The following is a 25,369-nucleotide window of genomic DNA, read 5'->3' as shown; positions in this document are numbered from 1 at the left end:
AACAAACGATGCTCCTCCCGTTTGTTTGGGTTGAAAACAAACATATTGATCGTTTAGTGTCAACATACATATTGTTGGAGCTAGACGATGCTGACGGGAATAACGACCATTCTGCTTTTTCAACTGATTGGCGAGATTATCGCTTATTTTTCGGGCAACGTCGTTCCGGGTCCCGTTATCGGAATGGCTTTGATTGCGGTTTTTCTAAAAGGACTGACGGCGCGCAATTGGCTCCCGGACCTGGAAAACAACGCCGTCAACGCGTCGAAGGCATTGCTGGCCAATCTTGGAATTCTGTTTGTGCCGGCGGGAGTGGGTATCATTCAGCATTTAGACCTTCTCGCGAACAGAGGCATCGCGCTGCTGATGATCGTCTTCATCTCCACGGTCTTAACTCTTCTGGTGACCGTTTTCGTTTTCATATCGGTAAAGCGCCTCACGGGAGGAGAGAGACATGACTGACGGCCTGTGGGTCTATCTGTCGACCTCATCGCTTCTCTGGCTGGTGGGAACTCTGGCAATATGGCAGATTTCACTGCGTGTGTGCGATCTGCGTCCGGCTAATCCTTTCATGAACCCCGTCATGATGAGCGTCTGCCTCATGGTGGGAATCCTGCAACTTGCAAGCATCGATTACACGACGTATTTCGAAGGCGCGCAATTCATACACTTCCTTTTGGGGCCGGCCACGGTCGCACTCGGTATTCCGCTCTACCGGCAGATCTCGCTCGTAAAAGCGAACCTGTTTCCTATCCTGTGTGCATCGCTTGTCGGCAGTGTAACTGCGGTGAGTTCGACGATTTTCCTGTCTCAGCTCTTCGATTTCGATCAGACAGTAGTTGCGTCACTGGCACCGAAATCCACGACTGCCGCAGTAGCAATGGCTATCTCGGAAGGATCGAACGGAGACCCTGCATTAACGGCGGCTGTCGTTATTATGACCGGAATTTGCGGCGCAATCATCGTCACTCCACTGATGAATGCCTTGAAAATCCGTGATTATAGCGCGAGGGGATTTGCGGTAGGACTTTCATCCCACGGTATCGGCACGGCACGCGCTTACTCCGTTGATCCGGTCGCAGGACTTTTTTCCGGTATTGCCATGGGCCTGAATGCGATCCTGACGTCCCTGATTGTCCCTCTTTTACTTTAGAATGCCAAAGGCCAGAAAATCGATGTCCATGCCACGCGCCGTAAGGCACATCAACGAAATACGGGTTCTGGAGGTCGTTTTCCGCGCGGGAAAGGTCAGCCGGGCAAATATCGCCCGTGAACTCGGTCTGACAAGATCGACGGCCAGCAGTCTTGTCGCGGGACTGGCTGATGAAGGTCTGCTGCTAGAGGATACCTCGGGTGAAGATAAGGGGGCTGGCACCGGAAGACCTGGCACGTTTCTGCGCCTCAACCCGAAACACGGTCTTTTCCTGGGAGCGGATATTGGGGTCGGGCATATCACGATCATCGCACTTGATTTTGCCGGATCGATTATTGCCAATCGTAATTTCCAATTTGAAACCGACAGGAAAGACTTTGAAAAGCTCACCAGCCAACTCGCTCGTTGCGTCAGCAAAGTGGTGCGGAGTATCGGACCAGGCTACATTCTGCGCGGTTTAAGCGTGATCGTGCCGGGCGTCATCGACAGGTCAGGCACGGTTTTGCGTGCACCCTTCCTGGGGTGGAGGCGCGTTCCACTGTTGGAGCGAATGTCTGCCCTCTTGCCGGAAATGCCTGTTGTCGTTGCCGAAAATGACGCCAATGCTTTCGCACTTGCCGACGGATACAGATCTCAGATCGACCAGAACGATACCAGTATTTATATCCTTCTTGACGCAGGCGTGGGTGGGGCTGTCGTGACCTCTGGCCAATTGCTCCGTGGTCACGATGGCTATGCAGGCGAATTCGGCCACATCATTCTTGGAGAACAAGGCTTCGTCGAACTCGCCACACCCAGCGGGTCATTCGAAAGTTTTGTCGGCCACGATGCCGTTCTTGCGCGCCATCGCCATTATGGAGGAACCTGCAAGACCGTTGACGCGCTCATGAAAGCTGCACAAAATGCGGAACCGGCTGCACTCAAAACGATCAAAGACTGGTCGTTCTATCTCGGGCGCGGATTAGCGCTCATCAGCAGTATTTTCAATCCGTCACGAATTGTTCTGGGCGGGCGCGTGGCTGCACTTTACCACCTGTGCGTCGAACATACGCAACTGAACATCAGGGGCAATTTGCTGGACGATCATCCGCTGCCAATTGTAAATCTGTCGCGTACAGGGTTAGAGGGACCGGCTCTCGGAGGTGCGTCAATGCTGCATCGACAAATGTTCTCGGTCGATAAGAACCTGGTGTTTCGAATCGATTTACAGACCTAGCAACTGTGTTTAAATCTGGCTTTGATGGCTCCATGTGGAGCCGCTTTTAAAGACCGCGTATGTGTTGGTTACCAACCTTCTTGCGACAGCGACGATAACGAACTTGTGGGGTCTACCGCGCCCCCTTCGCTGTGCGGCTGATTTCAAAACAGTTTTGTGATACGCAGGAAACCGCCACCAACTCATGGTAGCGGTTTTAGCCTTGGAGCGTTTTCTTGTTCAATCGCAGCGTTCTAATCTAGAGCGTTTCCTTGTTAAATGGAACCGCTCTAGGAACGCTACCAAGTCTGACGAAGCGTTGCGTAAATCGCGCGGCCTGGATTGTAATAAATCCCACCGCTGTCCTGGCTTGCGACATGTTTTTCGTCAAAAATGTTGCTGGCATTCAGCTGCAGCGTCGTATTTTCCTTGATCTTGTAAGTAAGGGCGGCATCGAACACGATCGCACTTTCAGACGCTATCGTGTTCTGGATGTTCGTGAAGTAGCTATCGGAATACCGGGCCCCAACGCCAAAGGTCGTATCGCCGCGTGCGCCCTCACCTTCCAGTGTATAGGTTGTCCAAATTGATGCGACATGCTTGGGGACGCGCATAAGGCGGTTGCCGTCATTCGCGCCGCCCGGCTCTTCGATCTTGGAGTCGATATAGCTGTAGGCCGCGATCAGATTGATGCTGTTCGTCAGCTCGGCTTTGGCTTCAAGTTCAATCCCGCGGTGGCGAACCTTTTCGACGGAATCCGGCAGATACGTCACGCTGTCATAGACCGTAATATTTCCCTTTGTCAGATCATAGAGCGAGGCGGTGAAAAGAGCGGGAAAAGCCTCCGGCTGATACTTTATGCCAACTTCATATTGCTTGCCGGTCGTTGGCTCTGTCCCGACGCCCGGGGCGGCTGCCGACTCGGCGTAGCTTGCAAAGGCCGCAAATTCCTCTGTAATTTTATAGCTAATGCCTAGCTTTTTGCTGAGTTCGCTATGGTCATCCGACGTCGAAGCACCAGACGATAAAGTGGTCTGGCTGAGATCAAGCCAATCGTTTCGCAGACCGAGGCTAACCGTCAACCTGTCCTGGTAAGTGACATCCTGCTGAAGATAGATTGCCTTGGTTGTCTGATCGTTTCCATTTCCAGGTGTGAGCCCGACGTTCGGGCCACCTGTATAGACCGGATTTGCAGAATCAATCGGTGGCGGTCCGTTGGGCACATACAGACTGGCCTCTTCGGATTTGAAATTATTGTATTCGACGCCAAGAAGCGTGCGGCTCTCGATGTCGTCGAAGGTCCGCTCATAGACAAGGTTGGCGTCGATGACGAACTGTTCGGAGGATTTGTCGCTACCAAAAAAGTAACGATCCGTCAGGTTTGGAAATCCGGCTGTCGGGTTCTGCAGATATGCACTCCCAAATCCTGTATTCGTCTTGCTATATCGCGCCTTTGAGCCAAAGCTCAGACCATCTCCAAAGTCATGATCGAACATCAGACTGTATGTGTTGCGGTTGGTGTTGTTGAAATAATAGTCCGGCTCACCGAAGAATTTGCTTCTGTCGAAATCCGAACCAAAAGGATGGCCGCCGCTGCCCGGTACGCCATCCTTGTTCAGGTGATCGAAGACAAAAGACAAGTTCGTTACGTCCGTGGGACGCCATGTCAGTCCGCCCATGAGGAATTTCTCGTTATCCTTCGAATAGTCGTACTCGGCATCCGCGTTCTGGAACTTGCCCGTCAAGCGATAGGAAAGCGTATCGTCTTGCGTGATGTTGTCGCCAAAATCCAACCCAAGTTCCTTGTGGTCAAACGAACCACCAGTTACGTAAGCCTCGCCGAAACGATCGCTTTTCGGCAATTTGGTGACATAATTTACCGCACCACCAGGTTCGGCCGATCCGAAGCTGCTCGAACTTGTCCCCTTGAGAACTTCGATACGCTCGAAAGCATAGGGTTCTTCGCGAACGCCACCGAACGTCCTGCCAATGGCCAGTCCATCACGATAGGTATAGGGCGTAAAACCGCGGATATCGAAAAAATCCCAACGATCATCCGAACCATAGAAATCAGTGACCACGCCGGCTGTGTACTGTACAACCTGCTCGACGCTGGTCGCGGCGCGCTCTTTGATTTCCTTTGCCGTGATGACGGAGACCGAAGCCGGTGTTGTCAGGACTTCGCTTGGCATCTTCCCAGCGCCCGTCGTGCGTCTGGCTATGATTGATTTTTCGTTGTCGTCGCCACCTGATCCATCCACAACGATTGTTTCAAGAACCGTGGCGCCTGAAGCGCCCGCGTCCTGCGCGATGAGCCGCGTCGGAGAAAATGCGGCAAGTGCCGTGCATCCCAACAGGATCGCGTTGTAATAGCGATGCCATTGCTGGCCCAAGTTCCCGCTTTTTGTCTCAGTCTTCATGATCAAATTCCAGAAGTGGTGTTGCTGTCGCTGGCAATCTCGGCAGAACACCGGAGCTCCATGGCAAGGGGAATAACTTGAGAGAGTTTATCCGGTATTGTACAATTCCACGGTTTTGGAAAAAACCACGGAAACTTCCTCGCTGCCTGTTGCGTCACCACCACATCAACCTTGACCGGAGACTATGAAGCTGAGAAACGAACTCAACTTTAATTTCGGAGAGTATCGCCCATGCTGCGCGTTACCCGCGCTTTCGCGCCCATCATTGCCATCATCATGTCTTTCGCCACCGCATCAGGAGCACAGACTGTGGACGCAACGGTCTATCCCCTCGTCATCAAGCACGCATTGGGGACGACCACGATTGACAAGAAGCCTGAACGTATTGCGACGGTCGCCTGGGCCAATCATGAAGTGCCCCTGGCTCTCGGCATCGTGCCGGTTGGTTTTGCTGCGGCAAATTTCGGTGACGATGACGGGGATGGCCTGTTGCCCTGGGTGGCAGAAAGGCTAAAAGCATTGGGTGCCCAGACGCCTGTCCTGTTTGATGAGGGAGACGGCATCGATTTCGAAGCTGTCGCCTCTACAAAACCGGACGTCATCCTGGCTGCCTATTCCGGTCTGAGCCAAGCGGATTACGATACGCTGAGCCAAATCGCACCTGTGATAGCCTACCCGCAATCGTCCTGGGCCACAGACTGGCGCGAGACGATCCGCTTCAACAGCGCAGGTCTCGGCATGGCCGCAGAGGGCGAGGCGTTGATCGAACGCACCGAAGGTGAGATTGCTCAAGCGGTCGCCGGCTATCCGCAACTAAAAGGCAAATCGGCCATGTTTGTGACGCATCTGGACGCCACAAACCTCAGCACCATCAATTTCTACACCGCAAACGATACGCGCGTGAAATTCTTTGCGGACCTCGGTCTGACATCACCAAAAAGCGTCAGAGAGGCTTCAAAGCCTGGACAATTCGCGTCCAGCCTGAGTGCCGAGCGCGTTGATGCCTTTGACGATGTCGACATCATCGTGACCTATGGCGGGCAGCCATTGCTTGACGCGGTGGAGGCCGACCCGCTCCTGTCAAAAATGCCTGCGGTTCTTCACAAATCCACCGTCATGCTGGGACGAAACCCTCTCGGCACGGCGGCGAACCCCACACCTCTGTCCATCTCGTGGGTCTTGAAAGATTATGTAGCTTTGCTGGCCGCCGCAGCAGAAAAGTCGACTGGACGGCAATAATGACGTTTCGACGCTTCAAGCACAATGCGCCGATCGGTGTTATGGGGCGTTCCAACACGAGCCGTTCGCTCTGGCTCGTCGTCGTGATGGCGATCCTGGCGTTGTTGTGCACGCTTTCCGTCGCCATCGGCACGAGAGAGGTCGCGTGGACCGATATCCTCGCGGCTTTCGGCGGACATAGCGACAATATCGGTCAGGCTGCCGTTCTCGTTCGCATACCCCGGACCCTGCTGGCATTGATTGCAGGTGCGGCACTGGGTCTGTCCGGCGCCATCATGCAGGGTGTCACGCGCAATCCCTTGGCAGACCCCGGGATACTCGGCGTCAATATGGGTGCTTCGCTGGCGGTGGTATGTGCCATTGCGTGGTTCAACATTGCCTCGGCCAATGCCTTTATCTGGACGGCAATCGCGGGTGCGGGGTGTTCTGCCGTGTTCGTTTACACAATCGGTTCACTGGGCCGTGGAGGTGCCACGCCTCTCAAGCTGGCGCTGGCAGGCGCTGCAACCTCCGTCGCATTTTCGTCGTTGGTCATTGCTGTCGTCTTGCCTAGGAATGACATTGCGGGGGGTATTCGGTCCTGGCAGATTGGCGGCGTTGGCGGCGCGACCTTTGATCGCATTTCGCAAGTCCTGCCGTTTCTCGCCATCGGCTTTCTCATCAGCATGCTTTCGGCACGAAGGCTCAATTTGCTGGCACTGGGGGATGAACTGGCGGCAGGCCTTGGTGAGCGTGTGGCAGTTGCCCGCGCCTTTTCGGCACTTGGTGCGATCCTCCTCTGCGGCGCGACCACGGCGGTTTGTGGACCCATCGGCTTTCTGGGGCTTGTCGTGCCGCATCTCTGTCGGCTGCTGGTCGGGGTCGATCACCGCTGGCTCCTACCGTTTTCTGCACTGGGGGGAGCCAGCCTGTTGCTGGCTGCAGACATTACCGGGCGCATCATCGCGCGCCCGGCTGAGCTCGACGTGGGCATTGTAACTGCGCTGATCGGTGCGCCGTTTTTCATTTGGGTCGTCAGGCGCCAGCGGGTGCGCGAACTATGACGATGCTGCCTTCGATCATTCGTTCCATCACCGAAAGCCGCGCGAAACATGCGCGCAGACATCTGCGGGTCATGACTGCCCTCATCGTCCTCCTGTTTGCGCTCTTCGTGCTCACTCTTGTGCTCGGTCAATCCTTTACGTCGCCAGCAGATGTCATGCGCGTGTTGCTGGGCGAGGACGTCGCTGGCGCAAGCTTTACGGTCGGACAGTTGCGATTGCCGCGCGCTTTGATGTCCGTTCTGGCGGGCCTCAGCTTCGGGCTCGGCGGCGTGGCTTTCCAGATCATGCTGCGCAATCCTCTCGCAAGCCCCGATATTATCGGCATCAGTTCCGGTGCGAGCGCGGCAGCGGTCTTTGCAATCGTCATCCTGTCGCTGAAAGGTCCCATCGTTTCGGTCTTTGCCGTGGTGGCAGGCCTTGGCGTCGCCTTGTCAGTTTATGGCCTGTCGTCTCGAAACGGTGTTGCCGGAACGCGGCTCATCCTTGTCGGCATTGGTGTCTCTGCCATGCTGGAGAGCATGATCGCCTATATTCTTTCGACCGCCCCGGCCTGGAACCTGCAGGAAGCCATGCGATGGCTGACGGGCAGCGTCAACGGCGCGCAGCTCTCGCAGGTCCTGCCGCTTCTGCTGGGGCTTTTTGTCTTCGCGACACTGCTCCTTGGCCGCCAGCGCGATCTTCAGGCGCTGAGGTTGGGGGATGACACGGCCGCCGCATTGGGCGTGCGCGTCGGCGTTACCCGCGTCATCGTCATCATCGCGTCCGTCGGCATGATTGCCTGCGCAACGGCCATCACGGGGCCAATTGCCTTCGTGGCATTTCTTTCAGGTCCGATTGCGCAGCGCATCGTCGGCCCTCATGGCTCAGTGCTCGTTCCCGCAGGCTTGATCGGAGCCGTGTTGGTGCTTGCAGGGGATTACGCTGGGCAGTTCCTGCTGCCAAGTCGCTATCCGGTGGGGGTGATCACCGGAGCGCTCGGCGCACCCTATCTGATTTTCTTGATCATACGCGTCAACCGGAGCGGAGGCTCGCTTTGACAACTCATTCTCTTCAGGCACGCCAATTGTCCGCAGGTTACGGCGACAATCTGATTTTGGAAAACCTTGATCTTACCGTACCGTCGGGGAAGATCACCGTCATCGTCGGGGCCAATGCCTGTGGTAAATCCACGCTGTTGCGCACCATGTCCCGTCTTCTTTCCCCGAAAACAGGACATGTTTTGCTGGACGGACAATCAATCCACGCCATCGCGTCCAAAAAGCTGGCGAGGACACTGGGCCTGCTTCCGCAATCCCCCATAGCACCTGAGGGCATCACGGTAGCAGATCTCGTCAGTCGCGGGAGGCACCCGCATCAAGGCTTTCTTTCCAGGTGGACCAATGAGGATGACCAGGCGGTTGCCACTGCACTGGAAGCAACGAAGACCTTCGAACTTGCAGAACGGGCGGTGGACGAGCTTTCGGGCGGGCAACGGCAACGGGTCTGGATCGCCATGGCACTCGCGCAACAGACGGAACTCCTGCTTCTCGATGAGCCGACAACATTTCTGGACATCAGCCATCAGATTGAGGTGCTTGATCTCCTGACCGACCTCAATCACAGTCGCGGCACGACCATCGTCATGGTCCTTCACGATCTTAATCTGGCAGCACGCTACGCCGATTATCTCGTCGCCATGGCGGATGGGCGTCTGCACGTCATGGGAACGCCTGAACAGGTTTTGACGGAAGATAACATCCGAGCCGTCTTCGGCCTGGAGAGCTGCATCATCGCAGACCCGACGTCGGGTCGACCAATCATGCTTCCTATCGGTCGTCATCGCATGACATCAAATCCCTCGTTTTTGGTGGGCGAATAACCGAGCTTACCGCCCACTAAGGCGTCGGCTCTAAAAAGCGAGCGCCTCTTCACAATGATCGCGACTTGCGCTAGAAGCCGCAACCATAAATCCGGTCGCAGCCCACCCGGTCAAAACAAGGGATCTCAACATGAAGACTATCGTCATCTGCTCTGGCGGATTGGACTCGGTTTCGCTTGCGCATAAAATTGCAGCTGAACATGAACTACTCGCACTCGTATCGTTCGACTACGGACAGCGACACAAGAAGGAGCTGGACTTCGCAGCGCGTTGCGCAACACGTCTTGGCGTTGCCCATCATATGATCGACATCCGCACCATCGGCGCGCATCTGACGGGCTCGGCCCTGACAGACGATGTCGAAGTTCCCGACGGCCATTATGCGGAAGACACGATGCGCTCCACCGTCGTTCCCAACCGCAATGCCATTATGCTCACAATCGCCTTCGGGCTGGCAGCAGCCCAACAGGCGGATGCCGTTGCCATTGCCGTTCATGGCGGCGACCATTTCATCTACCCCGACTGCCGTCCCGGCTTCATCGACAGTTTCAACGATATGCAGCGCCACGCCCTCGAAGGCTATGCCAGGGTCAAGCTCCACGCGCCCTATGTCACAGGCTCCAAAGCCGATATCGTGACAGATGGCGCCAGGCACGAGACGCCGTTTGCTGAAACATGGTCCTGTTACAAGGGTGGTACACGCCACTGCGGGCGCTGTGGCACCTGTGTGGAACGACGTGAAGCCTTTCACCTAGCACGTGTCGAGGACCCGACAGATTACGAAGACCCGGATTTCTGGATCGCAGCCACCAGTGCCTATGCAGCGCAGGAGGTGAAGTGATGTACCGGATCACAAAGGAATTCCACTTCTCTGCCTCCCATCAGCTCAAAAGCCTGCCCGCAGACCACCAATGTGCAAGGCTGCACGGACACAATTACATCGTTGAAGTGGAACTTTCAGGCCAAGAACTCAACGGCCATGGTTTTGTGCGTGATTATCAGGAGCTTACGCCGCTCAAGCGTTACATCGATGACCATTTCGATCACCGCCACCTCAACGATGTCATGGGGCATGACAGCGTCACCGCTGAATGCCTTGCAAAGCACTTCTATGACTGGTGCAAAGAGCGCCTGCCGGAAACGAGCGCTGTTCGCGTCAGCGAAACAGCAAAAACATGGGCCGAGTATCGCCCTCAGCCAAAGCCATGATCACGCAAAAAGAAGCGCTTGTTCGTGTCAGCGAGATTTTTGGCCCGACCATCCAAGGCGAAGGCCCCCTTATCGGCCTTCCCACCGTCTTCGTTCGCACCGGTGGATGCGATTATCGCTGTGCATGGTGCGATACGCTCCATGCTGTCGATAGCAAGTATCGTGACGACTGGCAGCCCATGTCGGCGGATGCCATCTGGCAGCAGGTCACGCAGCTATCGGGTGGAAAACCTCTGGTAGTCTCCCTATCTGGCGGAAATCCAGCCATTCAGCCGCTTGGCCCGCTCATTAACAGAGGTCATGGGGAAGGTTACCGCTTTGCTCTGGAAACCCAGGGAAGCCTTGCGAAAGACTGGTTCGCAGACCTCGACTATCTGGTTCTCAGTCCCAAGCCGCCATCCAGTGGCATGCAGACGGACTGGGCTCTATTCGAGCGCTGTCTCATAGCAGCAGGCAGCGGCCCGCAACTTGCGCTGAAAATCGTGGTGTTTGACGATGCAGACTTTGCATATGCCAGAGACGCCCACCAGCGCTATCCCCACCTTCCGGTTTATCTTCAGCCCGGCAACCACACACCACCACCGCCCGACGACGATCATGCGACCGTCGATATCGACGGTGTCATGGACCGGATGTTGTCGCTTGTGGAGAAAGTGAGCGCCGACCAGTGGTTCGACGTGCGCGTTCTTCCGCAGCTGCATGTGCTGCTCTGGGGCAACAAGCGCGGCGTCTAGACGCCATCGGTCAAAGCCATTTACCGCTTGCGGATCAAGAACCGATGGCCTGTTGGCATCGCAACCGTTTCCAAAAGACTATGGCCGTCTTCGTTGCACATATGGGCGATATCGAGCACGGCGAGATCGTCTGTGGTTTCCACCCACAGCGTCTCACCCGCGACCATCGTCGATAGTTTCTTTCGACTTTTCAAAACAGGAAGGGGGCATTTCAGCCCCCTTAAATCATAAACCAGGGGAACGGTGTCCGTCATTCCTTGGACCAGAACTTCCAGAACGGCTTCTTCTGGGCATCCTCAACTGGCGATGGCGCGGAGAAAGCCAGAGGATTGACAGCGGGAACCGGAACAGCTTGCGCAACAGCCGTCTGCTGGGCGGGAGCAGCAGGTGTCGCCGCAACCATGACAGTTGGCGCCACGCGGCCAGCGTCGTTCTGCGGCCTACCAAGCGTCGCGGCAGTGGTTGCACCCGGGTTGGATGCTGAAGCCATAGCGGTCGCGGCCTGCCCAGAAATGCCCTTGGAAGCCTTCTTTTCCATGAGCGCGACGAATTCGGTTTCCTTCATCAATCGTCCGGCCTTGAGAGCAGAACCAGTCGGCGCATAAGCAGGCTCACGGCCCTTGCGCTTTGCTGCTACAATCGCTTTACGCTCGGCCTCGCTCGGGTCGTACCAAACCATCCCGTCAAGCTTCTTCGTCGCTTTGGCGTAGGCAACATCATAGGTCTTGGCATAGCTTTGAAGGGCACTGGCAAGAGCGGGTGGTGTGCTCATTTTCGGGCAGGCAGCGGAAGCATTGAACTGTCCGCCTTCGGCCTGCTGGTTGAACACGTATTTCTTTTCACAGACATTGACTTCGGGCGGGCGCTTGGTGACTTCGAAATTGTCGTAGCCGACCTTCAGCATCTTCCAGAATTCGTAGTGCTCGCTGTTGCGATGACGCGCCATGTTTTCCGCCGTCATACGGAATGGCAACGCCTGAAGCTGCACGGTCTTCTGGCCGCCCTTGAAGGCGTCGCGTGCGAAACCGTAGATTTCAAGAACCTGCGCATCGGTCATCGAATAACACCCCGACGACGAACACGCGCCGTGGATCATAAGATTGGTGCCGTTGCGGCCGTTTGCCTGATCATAGCGGTTGGGAAAACCGGTATTGATGGCAAGGTAATAGTTGGAATTCGGGTTCAGGTGCGCTGGCGTCAGATTGTAAAAACCTTCCGGCGCCTGACGGTCGCCTTCCTTGACCTTGGGCCCAAGCTTTCCCGACCATGCACAAATATCGTAGGACGCGATCACCTCGAAACGGTTGTCGCGTCGCGCTTTCCAGATTTCAAGCTTACCCTCTTCCTTGAAAATACGCATCAGGATCGGCGCATTGCGATCCATATTCTTCTTGTCGATTTCAGCGAGAATGGACGGAGAGAGCGGGTAATCAACCTTGTTCTTGACATGCGACACGTCCCGCTCGACTGTTTCAAGCGTTTCGTTACAGCCAGTCAGCATCAGAGCCGTACAGGCGAGAAGCAGAATATGTCTCAAACGCATGGCGTTACACCGATTTGCAGAAGGTAAAACGGTGGTAAAATAAATCCAGCCTGAATACAAGTCTGAGGGCTTGTCATTGGCCCTCGCGTTGCCACGGAGATGTCTGTACCAGCGTTCATGATTTCGTCGGATTTAGTGAATTATCTTCGACATTTATAGCTTACAAAGCCTTAAAATATCCCTACCCGGCTTTATGTGACCCGCCTTGCGGCCAAGCCGAACTCCTCTATATTCCTCGACATGATCGAACTTGTCACGACCTACTGGCCCCATATTCTGGCAACCTTGTCTGTCATCATGGGCGCAACGGCCGCTATCCACGCGACGATGACAAAGCAAGAGGTCCGCACGGCGCTGGGCTGGGTCGGCGTGATCGTTCTTTCCCCTGTGATTGGCGCAGTCATCTACGCGATCGCCGGGATCAACCGTATCCGTCGCAGTTCACTGGGCCAACAGCGGTCCCTGATGCACGGTACGATAATGGATCGCGTTGCGCGTTTCGATGCCAGTGATGACATCGTCATTGCACGTTTTGGACGACGTTTTTCGGCCATGAAAACCGTGGGAGACCGGGTGACACGCAACGCGCTGACCACCGGCAATACGATAGAGCCCCTAGGAAGCGGCGATATCGCTTACGCGGCCATGCTGGAAGCCATCGCCAACGCAAGACGCTCGATCATTCTCGAAACCTATATTTTCGATCAGGATAGAATAGGAACCCGCTTCGTTGACGCCTTGACCCAGGCACAAAACCGGGGCGTCGAGGTTCGTGTGCTCATCGATGCGGTGGGAGCCCGCTATTCCGTACCAAGCATCCTGCCAGGCCTCAAAGACGCAGGCATCAACGCCAGCGTCTTCAACGGCAACGTCATTATGGGGCTGCGTCTGCCCTATGCGAATTTGAGAACCCACCGCAAAATCCTTGTCGTAGACGGACGAATGGCATTCACCGGCGGGATGAATATTCGCGAAGGGTTTGCCGCAGAGTTTTCGGGCGATGACCAATCGCGCGACACCCATTTCAAGGTCAAAGGTCCGCTCGTTGCGGATCTTTTTACCGTCGCCGCTGAAGACTGGCGATTTACAACCGGGGAACTGCTGGATGGACCCATGTGGGACATCACTCTTCCGCAAGGAAAACCCGGATCACCCGTGCTCGCACGCGTTGTGGCATCTGGGCCTGACAACAGTATCGAAACCAGTCACAAACTGCTAACGGGCGCGTTTTCCATCGCTCGATCGTCCATTCGCATCATGTCGCCCTATTTTCTACCAGATAGAGAGCTCATATCGGCGCTGACAACGGCCGCCAGGCGAGGAGTGCAAGTCGATATCATCGTGCCCGCCAACAACAATCTGATGCTGGTCGATAGAGCGATGACAGCGCAATTCGATCAGATGTTGAAAAGCTATTGCCGTATCTGGCGCGCAACCGGCCCCTTCAACCACTCCAAACTGCTGGTGATCGATGACCGGTGGTCCTATGTCGGGTCGTCAAATCTCGACCCGCGCTCATTGAGATTGAACTTTGAGGTGGACATAGAAGTTATCGACGAGGGCTTCGCGAGAGCGGTATCGTCACGGATAAATGACGCGATGCTGAACGCTCAACCCGTGGAGCTCGATGCGTTGCGGGCAAGGCCTTTTGCGCTGCGGCTTGTCGAACGCATTTTATGGTTGGCCTCTCCGTATCTTTAGGGGGCCACATGCTAGGCGCGGCAGAACGTTCTTTTGAGATCGAGGAAATGGATGTCACTGGTGCCAGATAAAAAGTCGATACGGGCAAAGCCGGAGAGTCTTCCCTCTTTCATTGTCACCTCGTTTCGCAATCGCAAGAATGGCGCTGGCAAAACAAACGTTTGCGGCGATGCCAAACTTCCAGTTATCGCATCCTACAATGTTCACAAATGCGTGGGACGGGACCGCAAATTCGACCCAGATCGCATTAGCCACGTCATCCAGGAGATTGGAGCAGACATCATCGCCTTGCAGGAGGCCGACAGCCGTTTTGGAGAGCGAACCGGGCTGTTGGATCTCATCCGGCTGGAGCGGGAATGCGGGCTGCTGCCGGTTCCGATCACGGCGGGTGCCAAGGCCCATGGCTGGCATGGTAATGTCGTGCTCTTCAAGGAAGGCGCTGTGCGGGACGTCCACCCGCTGAAACTACCAGGGCTGGAGCCGCGTGGGGCGCTGGTGGTCGAACTTGAAATGAAGCAGGGCGGAACCCTGCGCATCATTGCCGCCCATTTCGGCCTCCTGAGACATTCCCGTGCGCAGCAGGCAAAAGCCTTGGTCGATCTGCTGAACACCAGAGATGAACAGCCAACGGTTCTTCTTGGTGACCTCAACGAATGGCGGCTTGGAAACGGGTCTTCGCTCAACACCTTCCGCGAAGCCTTTGGAAATCTGCCACCCGCTGTACCAAGTTTTCCGTCCGGCCTGCCGGTTCTGGCGCTTGATCGTATCATCTCGAACCGTGAGGGGCTGATCGAGAATGTAACAGCGCATGAGAGCGCCCTGTCACGCGTCGCGTCCGATCACCTACCGTTGAAAGCCACGATCCGCACGGACATCCTGATCGCGTGACAAAAAGCGGATGCTGTGAGCACCCGCCTTTTCTCCATCAACGCAGCAAAGAGCGTGCCTCTTCGATGCCAAGCGCGGCTGGTTGGGTGCAGGTGGTCGTAAGCTCGATGAAGCGACCTTCTTCCCCGGATTTCAAAATCGACGTCATGACATCGATCCCGTGCAACGACCGATCCAGCGAGCAACGTGCATCGCGGCCTTCGGTCAGGGCGATGGCCATATCGGCAAGTCCTGCGGTACGATAATTGGCACGGGCACCCTGTGGACTTTCCTGATTGGCAATGCCAAACGGATGGTCCCAGGTCTCAAGCGGCTTGATATCCTTGTCGCGACCACTGGCATCGACGACACCCCCAAAGAAGTTCGGATCCGGCACATAGATCGAGCCTTCCGTGCCATAGAGCTCCATATTGGCATGACGGTGTGACCACACGTCCCAGCTCGCCGACAGGGTGATTGTCGCGCCATTCACGAACTCAAGAAGTGCGTGGATATTTGTTGGCGTTTCAACCGGAATGACCTGCCCGTTCAAGGGCTGGCTCGTCACGGTCCGAGTGGGGTTTGCCATGGATGTCAACGCACCCACACGTTTGACCGGGCCGATCAGATTGATGAGGTTGGCGACGTAATACGGACCAAGATCAAGGATGGGGCCGCCGCCTTCAAGGAAGAAGAAGCCGGGATTTGGATGCCACATTTCCATGCCGGGGCTCATGACATGGCATGTACCAGAGGTAATCCGCCCGACTTTGCCATCATCGATGTATTGACGCGCCAACTGGTGCGAACCGCCCAGAAACGTGTCGGGTGCGCAGCCGACAGACAGGTTTTTAGCCTGTGCCAGACGCCGCAGCTCTTCGCCTTCCTGAAGCGTCAGCACGAGCGGCTTTTCCGAGTAGACATGCTTGCCCGCTTCGAGAATGGACTTCGAAACGGAAAAATGCGCTGCCGGGATGGTGAGGTTCACCACCACATCGATCTCGTCGTTTTGAAGCAGCTCCTCGATGGATTGCGCTTTGACCCCGTATTCTTCCGCTCTCAATTCAGCAGCACTGCGGTTGAGATCGGCGCAGGCCAGAACTTTCAGACCCCTGAATAGGGGTGAGAGAGAGAAGTAGGTCGTTGAAATATTGCCGCATCCAATGATGCCGACGCCAAGGTCCTTGGCCATATCAGTAACTCCAGCTTTGTCGCTATTAATAGGTGTTGAAGGATGCGATGGATCGCGTGATCAGTCTGTCGGCGTCCTTCGGGTTGTCGTGCTCGACAACATAATATTTGACAGCCGTCTTCTTGAGGACGTCCACCAATCCCTTCCAGTCGACGGTACCGTGGCCGACATCTGCCCAGCCGTCCTCATCGGCATTCTCGCCCGCCGGCGCAATATCTTTGACATGCACGGCCGTGATGCGACTTGCGTAGCGCTCGATCCATTCGAATGGATCAGCTTTACCGCGGATGATCCAGGCAATATCCGCTTCCCACTCCAGTTCTGGTCCACCGGTGAAGATCTGCTCCTGTGGGGTGGAGCCGTCCTCGAGCTTGACGAACTCGAAATCGTGGTTGTGCCAGCCAAAGGAAAGTCCGGCGTCGCGGAACGGCTTTGCGGCATCCTGAAGACGCTTGCCAAAGGCGAGCCATCCGGCTGCATCGCTAGGGCGCTGATCGGGTAGAAGATAAGGGCAATAGATTGCCTGAACGCCAAGGATTTTGGCAATGTTCAGTGCTGCCTGCGGTTCCTTCTCCAACATATCCAAACCAAAATGGCCGGTCGGCATCGTCAGATTGTTGGCATCGAGATCGCTCCGCAAGGCTTTGAGCGCCGCGTCATCCATCGTGCCGTAAATACCGCCGAAACCTTCGACATGGCTGTAGCCTGCGGCTGATAGCTTCTTCAAGACATCGGAAAGCGGCGGGAAATTGCGCGCGCTGTAGAGCTGAAAACCGAGTTTCGTCATCTGTCTCTCCTGACATTGGGACTGTGTCTGGTGGGTGGTTGAGGGTGGCTAGATACGATCTTCCGTCGTCGCATCGAAAAGGGAGGCCATGGACATATCGAAGGCCAGCTTGACCTTCGTTCCAGGCGAGAACCGCCGGTGTCCACCGACGCGTACCGAGAGCGTGTGCCCGGCGAGCTTGAGCCATATGAGGTTATCTGCACCCATCGGCTCTTCGATATCAACGACGGCGTCGTGGATTTCACCGCTGGTGATATCGCTATCGACACGCACATGCTCAGGCCGAACGCCTAGAACCGCAGGCGTACCCGGCGTGAGTGCGGCTGATGTGTCGTATCCGTCCAGCGTGAAGCTGACGCCATGTGTCGTAAACACCACCTTGCCGTCTTTCGCTTCCAGTTCACCACGCAGGAAGTTCATCGACGGCGAACCGATGAAGCCTGCGACGAAGAGATTTTTCGGCTTGTTATAAATCGAAATCGGATCATCCAGTTGCTGGATCACGCCGCCTTTCATGATCGCGATGCGATCCGCCAGCGTCAACGCCTCGATCTGGTCGTGCGTTACATAGATCATCGTGTTCTTCAGCGATTGGTGCAGTCGTTTGATTTCCACACGCAGTTCCGAGCGCAGCTTGGCATCGAGGTTGGAGAGCGGTTCATCGAACAGGAACACGTCCACATCGCGCACCAGCGCACGTCCGATGGCCACGCGCTGCCGCTGGCCGCCGGAAAGCTCTGCCGGCTTGCGTTTCAACAATGGTTCGATCTGAAGGATGCCAGCGGCGCGTTTAACGCGCTTATCGATTTCCTCCCTCGGAACTTTGGCGACCTGCAAGCCGAAAGACAGGTTTTTTTCGACCGTCATCTGTGGGTAGAGCGCATAGGACTGGAACACCATGCCGATACCGCGATCCTTCGGCTCTTCCCAGGTCACGTTGCGATCCTTGATGAAAATCTGCCCTTCAGTCGGCTCGAGAAGCCCGGCGATGCAGTTCAGCAATGTGGATTTTCCGCAGCCTGATGATCCCAGAAGAACGAGAAACTCGCCTTCGTAAATATCCAAGTTGAGGTCGGACAATACGGTCACCGCACCAAAGGACAGGGACAGTTCGCGAATGGAGACGCTTTTATTCATGAAGCTTAACCTTTGACTGCGCCTGCGGCGATGCCGCGGACAAAAAGTCTGCCTGAAACGAAATAGACGAACAGCGGAACGGCACCGGTCAGAAGGGTTGCAGCCATATTGACGTTGTATTCCTTCACGCCTTGTACCGAGTTGACGATATTGTTGAGCTGAACCGTCATCGGATAATATTCCGGTCTGGTGAACACGACCCCGAAGAGGAAATCGTTCCAGATGCCGGTAACCTGCAGGATCATTGCCACCACGAAAATGGGCAACGACATCGGGGCCATGATGCGGAAATAGATTTGCCAGAAATTCGCACCATCGATGCGTGCTGCCTTGAACAACTCTTCCGGCAACCCGGCGAAATAGTTGCGAAAGAGCAGAGTCAGGATCGGCATACCGAAGATCGTGTGCACGATGACCAGCCCCGTAAGCGTGCCGTAAATGCCCATCTCACGAAGAACGATGACGATTGGATAGATCATCACCTGATACGGAATGAACGCACCGATGATGAGAATGGAGAAGAAGAACTCCGAACCTTTGAACTTCCAGTTTGCCAGCGCATAGCCGCTGACGGACGCGATGACGATGGACACGATTGTGGACGGGATCATGATCCGCACGGAGTTCCAGAACCCGCGCGACAGACCATCGCAGTTGAGGCCCGTACATGCGTTCGACCATGCTTTCACCCAGGGCTCAAACGTGATTTCGAGCGGCGGGGCAAAGATGTTGCCCATGCGGATTTCCGGCATGCCTTTCAGCGATGTCACGATCATCACGTAGAGTGGCAGGAGATAATAGAGCGCAGCGACGAAGAGGCTGCCATAGAGAATGATATTGCGCCGTGATATCCGCTTTTTCGGCTTGCGACCGCGCGGTCCATCAAGTTTGGAGGTGACAGGGTCGCTCCCTGCCGCGACTGTGTTGAGCGTCGAGATGTCAGCCACGTTTGCGCCCTCCGAATTCGAGATAGGCCCATGGGACAACGATGATGGCGACCGTGAGCAGCATCATGGTCGAGGCGGCAAAGCCCTGCCCCAGATTCTGTGCCTGGAACATGTAGTCGTAGACATATTTGGCTGGCACTTCCGATGCGATGCCGGGGCCACCGCTGGTTTGCGCCACCACGAGGTCGTAAACCTTGACGATGCCACTGGCGATGATGACGAGCGTGGTGATGAAGACCGGGCGCATCATGGGGATGACGATGAGGATATAGGTCTTCCACATGGGAATACCGTCCACCCGCGAAGCCTTCCAGATATCCTCGTCGATCCCGCGCAGGCCTGCCAGCATCAGGCACATGACGAGGCCAGTGCCCTGCCACAGAGCGGCAATCAGGATGCCATAGATCACGAAATCCGAGTTATAGAGCGGGTCGAACGTGAAGCTCTCCCACCCGATCGACCGAACAACGGCTTGAATGCCAAATTCGGGATTGAGAAGCCATTGCCAAACGAGACCGGTGACGATGAAAGACAGGGCAAAGGGATAAAGAAAGATGGTTCGAAATGTATTCTCGAAACGTATCTTCTGATCCATCAGTGCAGCCAACACAAAGCCGATCACGAGACTGAAGATCAACGACAGAATGCCGTAGATCGCGAGATTCTGGATCGAGATGATCCAGCGTGGCGCGTCCCATAGGCGCTCATACTGATCAAAACCGACAAACGTCGCGCGGGGCAACAATTTCGAGTTGGTAAAGGAATAAACGACTGTCCAGATCGTTCCACCCAGGAAAATGACCATCGCGGTCAGGATCATGGGTATCGATGCAATCTTTGAATTCAGATTGCGGAATAGCTGGTTGGGACGACCAGAATGGCTTTTAACCGCCATGCACCACTCCTCATCAATCATATAGGTTGATTATGCAGCGGGTAGCTTCAGAGCATATCCCGCCGCAAATTTTCCAGGCGCGAACACGTGAAGCGCTTGGCAAGGAGGCGTCTGAAACCAGCAGATTTTCTAAGTACCGGTTACAGACGACGAAGGTCAGTCTGCTGAGGAAATGATGTCAGCAAAGCGCTTCTGTGCAGCCTCTGCAGTCAAAGACGCATTGGCGAAAAATTCGGACATCAAATCCTCTTTTTGCTTTTGCGTATCGGCCGAGATGAGCTGATCCGTGCTTGTCAGGGCGTTGCCCTTTTCAATGATGGCCAGACCCTTTTTCATGCAGTCATTGGCAGCCGAGAGATCGACGTCACCCCTGATGGGAAGCGAGCCTTTCTTCAGGTTGAACGCAACCTGCGTTTTCGGATCGACGATCACCTCAGCCAGAACTTCCTGGGCCTTGGACTTCGCTTCGTCTTTCAGCAAAGGAAAATAGAAAGCGTCGCCACCCGTCGTTATATAATCGCTAAGGCCGAGACCCGGCAGGCAGCTATAATCCGTTCCGGCTTTCATATCGGCAAGCTGGAACTCGCCCTGTGCCCAGTCGCCCATCACCTGGCCAGCGGCCTTTCCGGTGATGACCATATTGGTGGCCTGGTTCCAGTCTTGAACGTTTGAACCCTTTGCAAGCTTTCTTGCTTCGTCGGCTGCCGCAAAGATTTTCTGCATCTCTGGCCCGGCAGCTACGTCTGCGTCCTTGTCCTTGAAAACCTTTTCATAGAGGTCTTTTCCACCCATCGACAACACCAGCGTATCGAACAGGCCATTGGCCTGCCAAGCCTGGCCACCCAGCGCGAGTGGCTGGATGCCGGCCTTCTGAAGGGCAGGACCCGCCGCGATGAATTCCGTCCAGTTTTTGGGAACGTCAACCCCAGCTTTCTTGAAGGCTGCATTGGAAAGCCACAGCCACTGCCAGGAGTGGATGTTCACAGGCGCGCAGTAAATCTTGCCGTCGATCGTGCAGCTGTCGAGCAGGCTGGACGGTTTGATGATGTCTTTCCAGTTGCCTTTTTCCGCAACATCGGTGAGATCGCGCATCAACCCGGACTGCGCAAGCTCCTCAGCTTGGCGGCCATGATTGAATTGGGTGGCTCCCATTGGATCGCCACCGGTAATGCGGCTAATCATAATTGGACGCGCGGTACCGCCAGAACCAGCAATAGCACCATCCACCCACTTATTTCCGGTTGCATCAAATGCCTTGGCCAGTTCCCCAACCGCAGCAGCTTCGCTGCCCGATGTCCACCAGTGCGTTACTTCGAGATCAGTGGCCCCGGCAATCCCTACCGGCAACATGACACTGGCCGCCAGAGCAGCCAAAATAGAACGTATGCGCATGAGTCTCCTCCCTCACTGAAACGTTGCCGTAAAAACCTATGCGAAACATCAGACTTCCGCAACAGCAAGCGTAATAAAAAATTAAAACAATAATAAACATTTATAATCAATTACTTAATATTTTTTTCTTAGGGCGTGATTATAGATCGGGGATAAAAAACGTCGGAAGAGGCAACACCTCCGATCAAAAAAAGCGCCGCGAATGAAAAGTCGTTTTCTCACCCTTTGCTTTTGAAGTCTTCCGCTTCCCCTTCAAAACGCAATTATCACTTCCCGTTTCGCCGCGAAAAATTAATCTGTTATATTCCAAGAATTTCCGCCAAACGAGCCATGTATATCCAGGGTAGCAAAAAGTGGTTTTCACCCGATACTTTGCAAAATCACGTGAAATTGCCGCAACCATTAAGAGATTGACCAACAATCGCAACCCCACTTAACCGCTAATTAACCAGTGTCGAATAGAAATTAGCCGATATGTTAAGCGAGTAAATCACAGGGCGTCTCCGGTCGCACGTGTCGCTTTTGCAACGGACTGCATGAAGCCAGCCCGCAATCCAAAATGTAACTGTCTGGACGCTTTCCCCTTTGCCCGGGATCGCGAAGTCGTGCCTGTTCGCAAGTGATTTCGGAGTAAATCGTGAAAAACCTGCCGGTGGAAGAAGAACGCCAGTCACCTCTGGCTGCGCTCCAACTGTGTCGTGTTCACACACACAGCAATTTCTCGATAACGCGCTCACGAAACTCCCGTGCTGCACCGGCTGAGACCGTCAACTTCGGCGTGGAAGCCCGCAAAGCACATCCACACGTCCTTCGCAGCATTTAAGGCAATCAAAATAATCTAGGGAAATTTGGATGGTACCGGAAATACTAACATTGCCTTCTAGCCTTTCCATACGCGGCATCACAGCTGCTCACGAAAGCCTGCTCGATGCACTGAAGACCAACAAAGCCGTCACAATCGATATCCCCGCCGATGCGCATGCGGACTTAAGCTTCATCCAGCTCATCGAGGCGTCAAGGGTCTACGCCCGGACAGAGGGAAAATACGTCACACTTATGAAGCCAGCCTCCCAAAGCGTACTGGATACGCTTCGTCGCGGCGGTTTCCTCAACGACATGGATGAGGCTTCGCGCCTCTTCTGGCTGCATGGAAAGGAAATTCAATGAGCGCCAATATTCTGACAGTCGATGATTCTGCCAGCATCAGAATGACGACGAAAATTGCCCTGACGAACGCGGGATACCAGATTACCGAAGCCGTGGATGGCGCAGACGGCCTGACGAAAGCAAAGGCCGGGTCTTTCGACCTCATCGTCACCGATCTGAACATGCCCAACATGAACGGCCTGGAAATGATCGAGGCATTGCGCCAATCGCCTGCCCACACGGGCATTCCGATCATCTTCCTCACGACCGAGTCTGACGCGGACATGAAGACACGGGCAAAGGCAGCAGGCGCTACGGGTTGGGTGACCAAGCCGTTCGACCCTGAGAATCTCGTCAAGATCGTCAAGAAGGTTCTCGGTAGATGACCATATTGGACCCCATTCAGGTTTTCAGAACGGAAGCGGGCGAGCTTTTCGAGCAGATCGAAAGCGGCCTTCTCGACCTGTTGCATGACCTGTCCAACCAAGGACAGATCGACGCCGTGTTTCGCGGTCTGCACACCCTCAAGGGGTCCGGTGCCATGTTTGGCTTCGAAGCGTTGGCTGCTTTCACGCACCATTGCGAAACAGCCTTCGACCGCGTTCGAAAGGGCGAAGTCCCTGCCAGCAGCGAATTGATCGCCGCTGTTCTCGAGGCGCAGGATCACATGCGCCAATTGGTCGATAATCCGGCAATTGCACTGCCGGAAACGGGTGATCGTCTTCTGGCCAAGCTGCAAGCAGCGGTGGGTAGCGGAGCGACATCAGCACCCCACCACACACAGCCCACACCGGGCGCAAAAGCTGCCCAAACCGCGATGGCAACATGGCAGATCGATTTCAGCCTACCGGCAAATGCCATGGCGAACGGCACCAATCCGTTGGGCCTTCTCGATGAATTGGCAGAGCTCGGCGACTGTCTGATCGTTGCCAAAACCGCCACCATTCCGGCACTCGATGTCATTGATCCGACCAATCTCTACCTATCGTGGTCCGTTACGCTGACGACTGACAAGCCACGGTCGGATATCGACGACGTCTTCATCTTCGTCATGGACGATATGGAGATCAACGTCAGACAAATATCAGCCTCACCGGCGCCGGTCGTTGAAATCGTGCCGCCGCCCGCCCCCGTCGAAGATGCGGCCAAAGCGAACCCTGCCGCAGCGCAGGCCAATGATGGCAAGCAGAACAAGGCTGCCGAGAACGTCCGCGTACCCGCAGAACGGCTGGACGAGTTGATGGACCGTGTCGGCGAACTCGTGATTGCGCAATCGCGCCTTTCTCAGCTGGCCAACACCAGCGTCGATATCCAGCTTCGGTCCGTATCCGAAGATGTAGAGCGCCTTTCCGGTGAACTTCGCGATACGATGATGGTCCTGCGAATGGTGCCGATCGCCCAACTCTTTGGTCGGTTCCGTCGCCTGATCCATGATCTGGCGCGGGAAACAGGCAAGCAGATCGAACTTGTGACCGAAGGTGAGAGCACCGAAGTCGACAAGGCCGTCATCGAACGCCTCGCTGACCCTCTGGTCCACCTCGTTCGCAACTCCTGCGACCATGGCCTCGAAACACCGGATGAACGCATTGCGGCAGGTAAATCTGCTGTTGGCCGTATCACACTCATTGCCCGCCAATCCGGCGGCGAGGTCACGATCACCATTCGTGACGACGGTCGTGGCATTGACCGTCAACGCGTGCGTGCCAAGGCTGAATCCTCGGGCATCATCGCAGCCAATGCGACACTGTCGGATCAGGAGCTTTTGCAGCTCATCTTTGAACCGGGATTTTCGACTGCGGCACAAATTACCAATCTTTCCGGCCGTGGCGTCGGCATGGATGTGGTCAAGAAATCGGTTGAAGCGCTGCGTGGTCTCATCAACATCACCAGCACGCCCGGCGCCGGTTCGGAAGTCTCTCTCGCGATTCCGCTGACGCTTGCCATCATCGACGGCTTGCTGGTGCGCGTTGGAACGGGTTGCTACGTCATTCCGCTGTCTGCCGTCGAAGAATGTCTCGAGCTTTCCCCCGACGCCGACGTCAAGTCCCGTGGCCGCTCGTTCATCTCGCTGCGTGAAAGTCTGGTGCCGTTCATCCGTCTCAGAGAACTGTTCAACACCGGTACCAAGCCCGACCAGTTCCAGAAGGTCGTCGTCATCTCGACGGGATCCGAGCGCGTCGGGCTCGTTGTCGATCAGATCATCGGCGATCATCAGACCGTCATCAAGGCCATGTCGAAACTGCATCATGATGTCGCGACCTTCTCCGGTGCGACTATTCTGGGCGATGGCAGCGTCGCCCTCATTCTCGATGTCGGCCACCTCGTGACGTCAGGCCAGCAGCAGGAGGCGCAATTGCGTATCGCCGGATGAACCAGCCTCTCATGAAACAGTCGGAAGACCTGTGGGCCGACCGCGACGATCTGGAAGTCCTTACCTTCAGCATCGAAGGCGAAACCTTCGCAATCGAGGCCATCAAGGTTCAGGAAATACTCGACCTTCTGCCGGAAACGGCTGTGCCCGGTAGCAAGCCCTACGTGGCAAGCGTCATCAATTTTCGTGGCAAGGTCATACCATTGGCAGATATTCGCCTGGCCTTTGGGATGGGGGCTGCGGAAAAAACCATCGATAGCCGCATCATCGTCATCGAGCTTCCGATCGAAGGTGAACGCACCCTGGTCGGCTTGCGCACAGACAAGGTTTACGAGGTGACCACCTTCTCCAAAACCGCAAGCGAACAGCCGCCGAGCGTCGGCATGCGATGGCGGCCGGACTACATCAACTGCCTTATCAGGCGCGGCAGCGAATTTGTCATCATTCCGAACCTCACCGCCATCTTCACCTCGCAGCCGGAAGCGTCACTCAGGGGTGCTTCTCGCAACAACGTCATCGAACTCTCAAAGGAATTCTAGG

Annotated in this window: 25 protein-coding genes; 16 read left to right on the top strand and 9 right to left on the bottom strand. The window is 55.5% G+C overall.

Translation table 11 applies throughout. The features are described from left to right. The first annotated feature begins 87 nt into the window (after positions 1-87). Genes GGQ73_RS06325 through GGQ73_RS06315 form a run of 3 tightly spaced genes read left to right on the top strand, consistent with a single transcriptional unit; the run spans position 88 to position 2,369 of the window. Positions 88-462: a CidA/LrgA family protein gene (locus GGQ73_RS06325; protein WP_183894856.1), complete on the top strand. Its 375-nt coding sequence runs from the start codon at positions 88-90 to the stop codon at positions 460-462. Continuing rightward, the gene (locus GGQ73_RS06320; protein WP_183894854.1) at positions 455-1,153 is read left to right on the top strand and encodes an LrgB family protein; all 699 of its coding nucleotides are present in this window, start codon (positions 455-457) and stop codon (positions 1,151-1,153) included. The genes GGQ73_RS06325 and GGQ73_RS06320 overlap by 8 nt, the downstream gene beginning before the upstream one ends. A 28-nt stretch (positions 1,154-1,181) precedes the next feature. Then, entirely contained in the window at positions 1,182-2,369 is a 1,188-nt protein-coding gene (locus tag GGQ73_RS06315; RefSeq protein WP_183894852.1) for an ROK family transcriptional regulator, read from the top strand. Positions 2,370-2,647: 278 nt separating this feature from the next. Here the strand turns inward: GGQ73_RS06315 and GGQ73_RS06310 are convergent, their stop codons facing one another. Continuing rightward, a complete protein-coding gene (locus GGQ73_RS06310; protein WP_183894850.1) occupies positions 2,648-4,768 on the bottom strand; it encodes a TonB-dependent siderophore receptor in 2,121 nt (706 codons plus the stop codon). 276 nt (positions 4,769-5,044) lie between these two features. On the opposite strand from GGQ73_RS06310, the gene GGQ73_RS06305 reads away from it, so the two are divergent. From GGQ73_RS06305 to queE, 7 genes are all read left to right on the top strand, one after another. Beyond that, positions 5,045-6,007: an iron-siderophore ABC transporter substrate-binding protein gene (locus GGQ73_RS06305; protein ID WP_234910913.1), complete on the top strand. Its 963-nt coding sequence runs from the start codon at positions 5,045-5,047 to the stop codon at positions 6,005-6,007. Beyond that, a complete protein-coding gene (locus GGQ73_RS06300) occupies positions 6,007-7,050 on the top strand; it encodes a FecCD family ABC transporter permease (RefSeq protein WP_174155448.1) in 1,044 nt (347 codons plus the stop codon). Before GGQ73_RS06305 ends, GGQ73_RS06300 begins: the two co-directional genes overlap by 1 nt. A 71-nt stretch (positions 7,051-7,121) precedes the next feature. Continuing rightward, positions 7,122-8,087 (top strand): FecCD family ABC transporter permease, encoded by a 966-nt coding sequence (locus GGQ73_RS06295; protein ID WP_412762959.1) that lies wholly within the window; start codon positions 7,122-7,124, stop codon positions 8,085-8,087. Continuing rightward, positions 8,084-8,908 carry an ABC transporter ATP-binding protein gene (locus tag GGQ73_RS06290; protein WP_183894844.1) on the top strand — a complete coding sequence of 275 codons (825 nt, stop codon included), beginning with the start codon at positions 8,084-8,086 and terminating at the stop codon, positions 8,906-8,908. The genes GGQ73_RS06295 and GGQ73_RS06290 overlap by 4 nt, the downstream gene beginning before the upstream one ends. A gap of 130 nt (positions 8,909-9,038) precedes the next feature. After that, positions 9,039-9,749 (top strand): 7-cyano-7-deazaguanine synthase QueC, encoded by a 711-nt coding sequence (queC, locus tag GGQ73_RS06285; RefSeq protein WP_183894842.1) that lies wholly within the window; start codon positions 9,039-9,041, stop codon positions 9,747-9,749. After that, positions 9,749-10,117: a 6-carboxytetrahydropterin synthase QueD gene (gene queD / locus GGQ73_RS06280; RefSeq protein WP_183894840.1), complete on the top strand. Its 369-nt coding sequence runs from the start codon at positions 9,749-9,751 to the stop codon at positions 10,115-10,117. The genes queC and queD overlap by 1 nt, the downstream gene beginning before the upstream one ends. After that, the gene (gene queE, locus GGQ73_RS06275) at positions 10,114-10,851 is read left to right on the top strand and encodes a 7-carboxy-7-deazaguanine synthase QueE (protein WP_234910905.1); all 738 of its coding nucleotides are present in this window, start codon (positions 10,114-10,116) and stop codon (positions 10,849-10,851) included. Before queD ends, queE begins: the two co-directional genes overlap by 4 nt. Before the next feature lie 20 nt (positions 10,852-10,871). On the opposite strand, the gene GGQ73_RS06270 is transcribed toward queE, so the two are convergent. Then, positions 10,872-11,105: a sulfurtransferase TusA family protein gene (locus GGQ73_RS06270; RefSeq protein ID WP_174155454.1), complete on the bottom strand. Its 234-nt coding sequence runs from the start codon at positions 11,103-11,105 to the stop codon at positions 10,872-10,874. Continuing rightward, positions 11,102-12,394 carry a L,D-transpeptidase family protein gene (locus GGQ73_RS06265; protein ID WP_183894836.1) on the bottom strand — a complete coding sequence of 431 codons (1,293 nt, stop codon included), beginning with the start codon at positions 12,392-12,394 and terminating at the stop codon, positions 11,102-11,104. Before GGQ73_RS06265 ends, GGQ73_RS06270 begins: the two co-directional genes overlap by 4 nt. Before the next feature lie 240 nt (positions 12,395-12,634). Between GGQ73_RS06265 and cls the strand changes: the two genes are divergently transcribed. Further along, positions 12,635-14,095, top strand: a complete 1,461-nt coding sequence (cls, locus tag GGQ73_RS06260) for a cardiolipin synthase (RefSeq protein ID WP_174155480.1) — start codon at positions 12,635-12,637, stop codon at positions 14,093-14,095. A gap of 51 nt (positions 14,096-14,146) precedes the next feature. Next, the gene (locus GGQ73_RS06255; protein ID WP_183894834.1) at positions 14,147-14,983 is read left to right on the top strand and encodes an endonuclease/exonuclease/phosphatase family protein; all 837 of its coding nucleotides are present in this window, start codon (positions 14,147-14,149) and stop codon (positions 14,981-14,983) included. Between the two features lie 37 nt (positions 14,984-15,020). Here the strand turns inward: GGQ73_RS06255 and GGQ73_RS06250 are convergent, their stop codons facing one another. The 6 genes from GGQ73_RS06250 to GGQ73_RS06225 form a co-directional block, all read right to left on the bottom strand. After that, the gene (locus tag GGQ73_RS06250; protein WP_183894832.1) at positions 15,021-16,154 is read right to left on the bottom strand and encodes a Gfo/Idh/MocA family protein; all 1,134 of its coding nucleotides are present in this window, start codon (positions 16,152-16,154) and stop codon (positions 15,021-15,023) included. A gap of 25 nt (positions 16,155-16,179) precedes the next feature. Then, positions 16,180-16,941, bottom strand: coding sequence for a sugar phosphate isomerase/epimerase family protein (locus GGQ73_RS06245; RefSeq protein WP_183894830.1), 762 nt, complete (start codon positions 16,939-16,941; stop codon positions 16,180-16,182). Positions 16,942-16,989: 48 nt separating this feature from the next. Then, entirely contained in the window at positions 16,990-18,078 is a 1,089-nt protein-coding gene (locus GGQ73_RS06240; protein ID WP_174155459.1) for an ABC transporter ATP-binding protein, read from the bottom strand. Positions 18,079-18,083: 5 nt separating this feature from the next. Further along, positions 18,084-19,025 carry a carbohydrate ABC transporter permease gene (locus GGQ73_RS06235; protein ID WP_174155460.1) on the bottom strand — a complete coding sequence of 314 codons (942 nt, stop codon included), beginning with the start codon at positions 19,023-19,025 and terminating at the stop codon, positions 18,084-18,086. Beyond that, positions 19,018-19,920, bottom strand: a complete 903-nt coding sequence (locus tag GGQ73_RS06230; RefSeq protein WP_174155461.1) for a carbohydrate ABC transporter permease — start codon at positions 19,918-19,920, stop codon at positions 19,018-19,020. The genes GGQ73_RS06235 and GGQ73_RS06230 overlap by 8 nt, the downstream gene beginning before the upstream one ends. A gap of 156 nt (positions 19,921-20,076) precedes the next feature. Next, positions 20,077-21,312 carry an ABC transporter substrate-binding protein gene (locus tag GGQ73_RS06225; RefSeq protein WP_174155462.1) on the bottom strand — a complete coding sequence of 412 codons (1,236 nt, stop codon included), beginning with the start codon at positions 21,310-21,312 and terminating at the stop codon, positions 20,077-20,079. A gap of 852 nt (positions 21,313-22,164) precedes the next feature. Between GGQ73_RS06225 and GGQ73_RS06220 the strand changes: the two genes are divergently transcribed. Genes GGQ73_RS06220 through GGQ73_RS06205 form a run of 4 tightly spaced genes read left to right on the top strand, consistent with a single transcriptional unit; the run spans position 22,165 to position 25,368 of the window. Then, a complete protein-coding gene (locus GGQ73_RS06220) occupies positions 22,165-22,479 on the top strand; it encodes an STAS domain-containing protein (protein WP_174155464.1) in 315 nt (104 codons plus the stop codon). Next, on the top strand, positions 22,476-22,844 hold the full coding sequence (locus GGQ73_RS06215; protein ID WP_174155465.1) for a response regulator: 369 nt from the start codon (positions 22,476-22,478) through the stop codon (positions 22,842-22,844). The genes GGQ73_RS06220 and GGQ73_RS06215 overlap by 4 nt, the downstream gene beginning before the upstream one ends. Next, a complete protein-coding gene (locus GGQ73_RS06210; protein WP_183894828.1) occupies positions 22,841-24,829 on the top strand; it encodes a chemotaxis protein CheA in 1,989 nt (662 codons plus the stop codon). Before GGQ73_RS06215 ends, GGQ73_RS06210 begins: the two co-directional genes overlap by 4 nt. Further along, a complete protein-coding gene (locus tag GGQ73_RS06205; RefSeq protein ID WP_174155467.1) occupies positions 24,826-25,368 on the top strand; it encodes a chemotaxis protein CheW in 543 nt (180 codons plus the stop codon). The genes GGQ73_RS06210 and GGQ73_RS06205 overlap by 4 nt, the downstream gene beginning before the upstream one ends. Position 25,369: the final 1 nt, after the last annotated feature.

This window comes from Rhizobium skierniewicense (assembly GCF_014196515.1).
In the GTDB taxonomy this organism is placed as follows: Bacteria; Pseudomonadota; Alphaproteobacteria; order Rhizobiales; family Rhizobiaceae; genus Agrobacterium; species Agrobacterium skierniewicense.
Note: the sequence above shows the minus strand (reverse complement) of the source record. Positions and strands in the feature narration are given on the sequence as shown.

Excerpts from the sequence above, each read along its gene's own strand:
- GGQ73_RS06325 (WP_183894856.1), top strand. The coding sequence starts at position 88 with ATGCTGACGGGAATAACGACCATTCTGCTTTTTCAACTGATTGGCGAG.
- GGQ73_RS06320 (WP_183894854.1), top strand. The coding sequence starts at position 455 with ATGACTGACGGCCTGTGGGTCTATCTGTCGACCTCATCGCTTCTCTGG.
- GGQ73_RS06315 (WP_183894852.1), top strand. The coding sequence starts at position 1,182 with ATGCCACGCGCCGTAAGGCACATCAACGAAATACGGGTTCTGGAGGTC.
- GGQ73_RS06310 (WP_183894850.1), bottom strand. The coding sequence starts at position 4,768 with ATGAAGACTGAGACAAAAAGCGGGAACTTGGGCCAGCAATGGCATCGC.
- GGQ73_RS06305 (WP_234910913.1), top strand. The coding sequence starts at position 5,045 with ATGTCTTTCGCCACCGCATCAGGAGCACAGACTGTGGACGCAACGGTC.
- GGQ73_RS06300 (WP_174155448.1), top strand. The coding sequence starts at position 6,007 with ATGACGTTTCGACGCTTCAAGCACAATGCGCCGATCGGTGTTATGGGG.
- GGQ73_RS06295 (WP_412762959.1), top strand. The coding sequence starts at position 7,122 with ATGACTGCCCTCATCGTCCTCCTGTTTGCGCTCTTCGTGCTCACTCTT.
- queC (WP_183894842.1), top strand. The coding sequence starts at position 9,039 with ATGAAGACTATCGTCATCTGCTCTGGCGGATTGGACTCGGTTTCGCTT.
- queD (WP_183894840.1), top strand. The coding sequence starts at position 9,749 with ATGTACCGGATCACAAAGGAATTCCACTTCTCTGCCTCCCATCAGCTC.
- queE (WP_234910905.1), top strand. The coding sequence starts at position 10,114 with ATGATCACGCAAAAAGAAGCGCTTGTTCGTGTCAGCGAGATTTTTGGC.
- GGQ73_RS06270 (WP_174155454.1), bottom strand. The coding sequence starts at position 11,105 with ATGACGGACACCGTTCCCCTGGTTTATGATTTAAGGGGGCTGAAATGC.
- GGQ73_RS06265 (WP_183894836.1), bottom strand. The coding sequence starts at position 12,394 with ATGCGTTTGAGACATATTCTGCTTCTCGCCTGTACGGCTCTGATGCTG.
- cls (WP_174155480.1), top strand. The coding sequence starts at position 12,635 with ATGATCGAACTTGTCACGACCTACTGGCCCCATATTCTGGCAACCTTG.
- GGQ73_RS06255 (WP_183894834.1), top strand. The coding sequence starts at position 14,147 with ATGTCACTGGTGCCAGATAAAAAGTCGATACGGGCAAAGCCGGAGAGT.
- GGQ73_RS06250 (WP_183894832.1), bottom strand. The coding sequence starts at position 16,154 with ATGGCCAAGGACCTTGGCGTCGGCATCATTGGATGCGGCAATATTTCA.
- GGQ73_RS06245 (WP_183894830.1), bottom strand. The coding sequence starts at position 16,941 with ATGACGAAACTCGGTTTTCAGCTCTACAGCGCGCGCAATTTCCCGCCG.
- GGQ73_RS06240 (WP_174155459.1), bottom strand. The coding sequence starts at position 18,078 with ATGAATAAAAGCGTCTCCATTCGCGAACTGTCCCTGTCCTTTGGTGCG.
- GGQ73_RS06230 (WP_174155461.1), bottom strand. The coding sequence starts at position 19,920 with ATGGCGGTTAAAAGCCATTCTGGTCGTCCCAACCAGCTATTCCGCAAT.
- GGQ73_RS06225 (WP_174155462.1), bottom strand. The coding sequence starts at position 21,312 with ATGCGCATACGTTCTATTTTGGCTGCTCTGGCGGCCAGTGTCATGTTG.
- GGQ73_RS06220 (WP_174155464.1), top strand. The coding sequence starts at position 22,165 with ATGGTACCGGAAATACTAACATTGCCTTCTAGCCTTTCCATACGCGGC.
- GGQ73_RS06215 (WP_174155465.1), top strand. The coding sequence starts at position 22,476 with ATGAGCGCCAATATTCTGACAGTCGATGATTCTGCCAGCATCAGAATG.
- GGQ73_RS06210 (WP_183894828.1), top strand. The coding sequence starts at position 22,841 with ATGACCATATTGGACCCCATTCAGGTTTTCAGAACGGAAGCGGGCGAG.
- GGQ73_RS06205 (WP_174155467.1), top strand. The coding sequence starts at position 24,826 with ATGAACCAGCCTCTCATGAAACAGTCGGAAGACCTGTGGGCCGACCGC.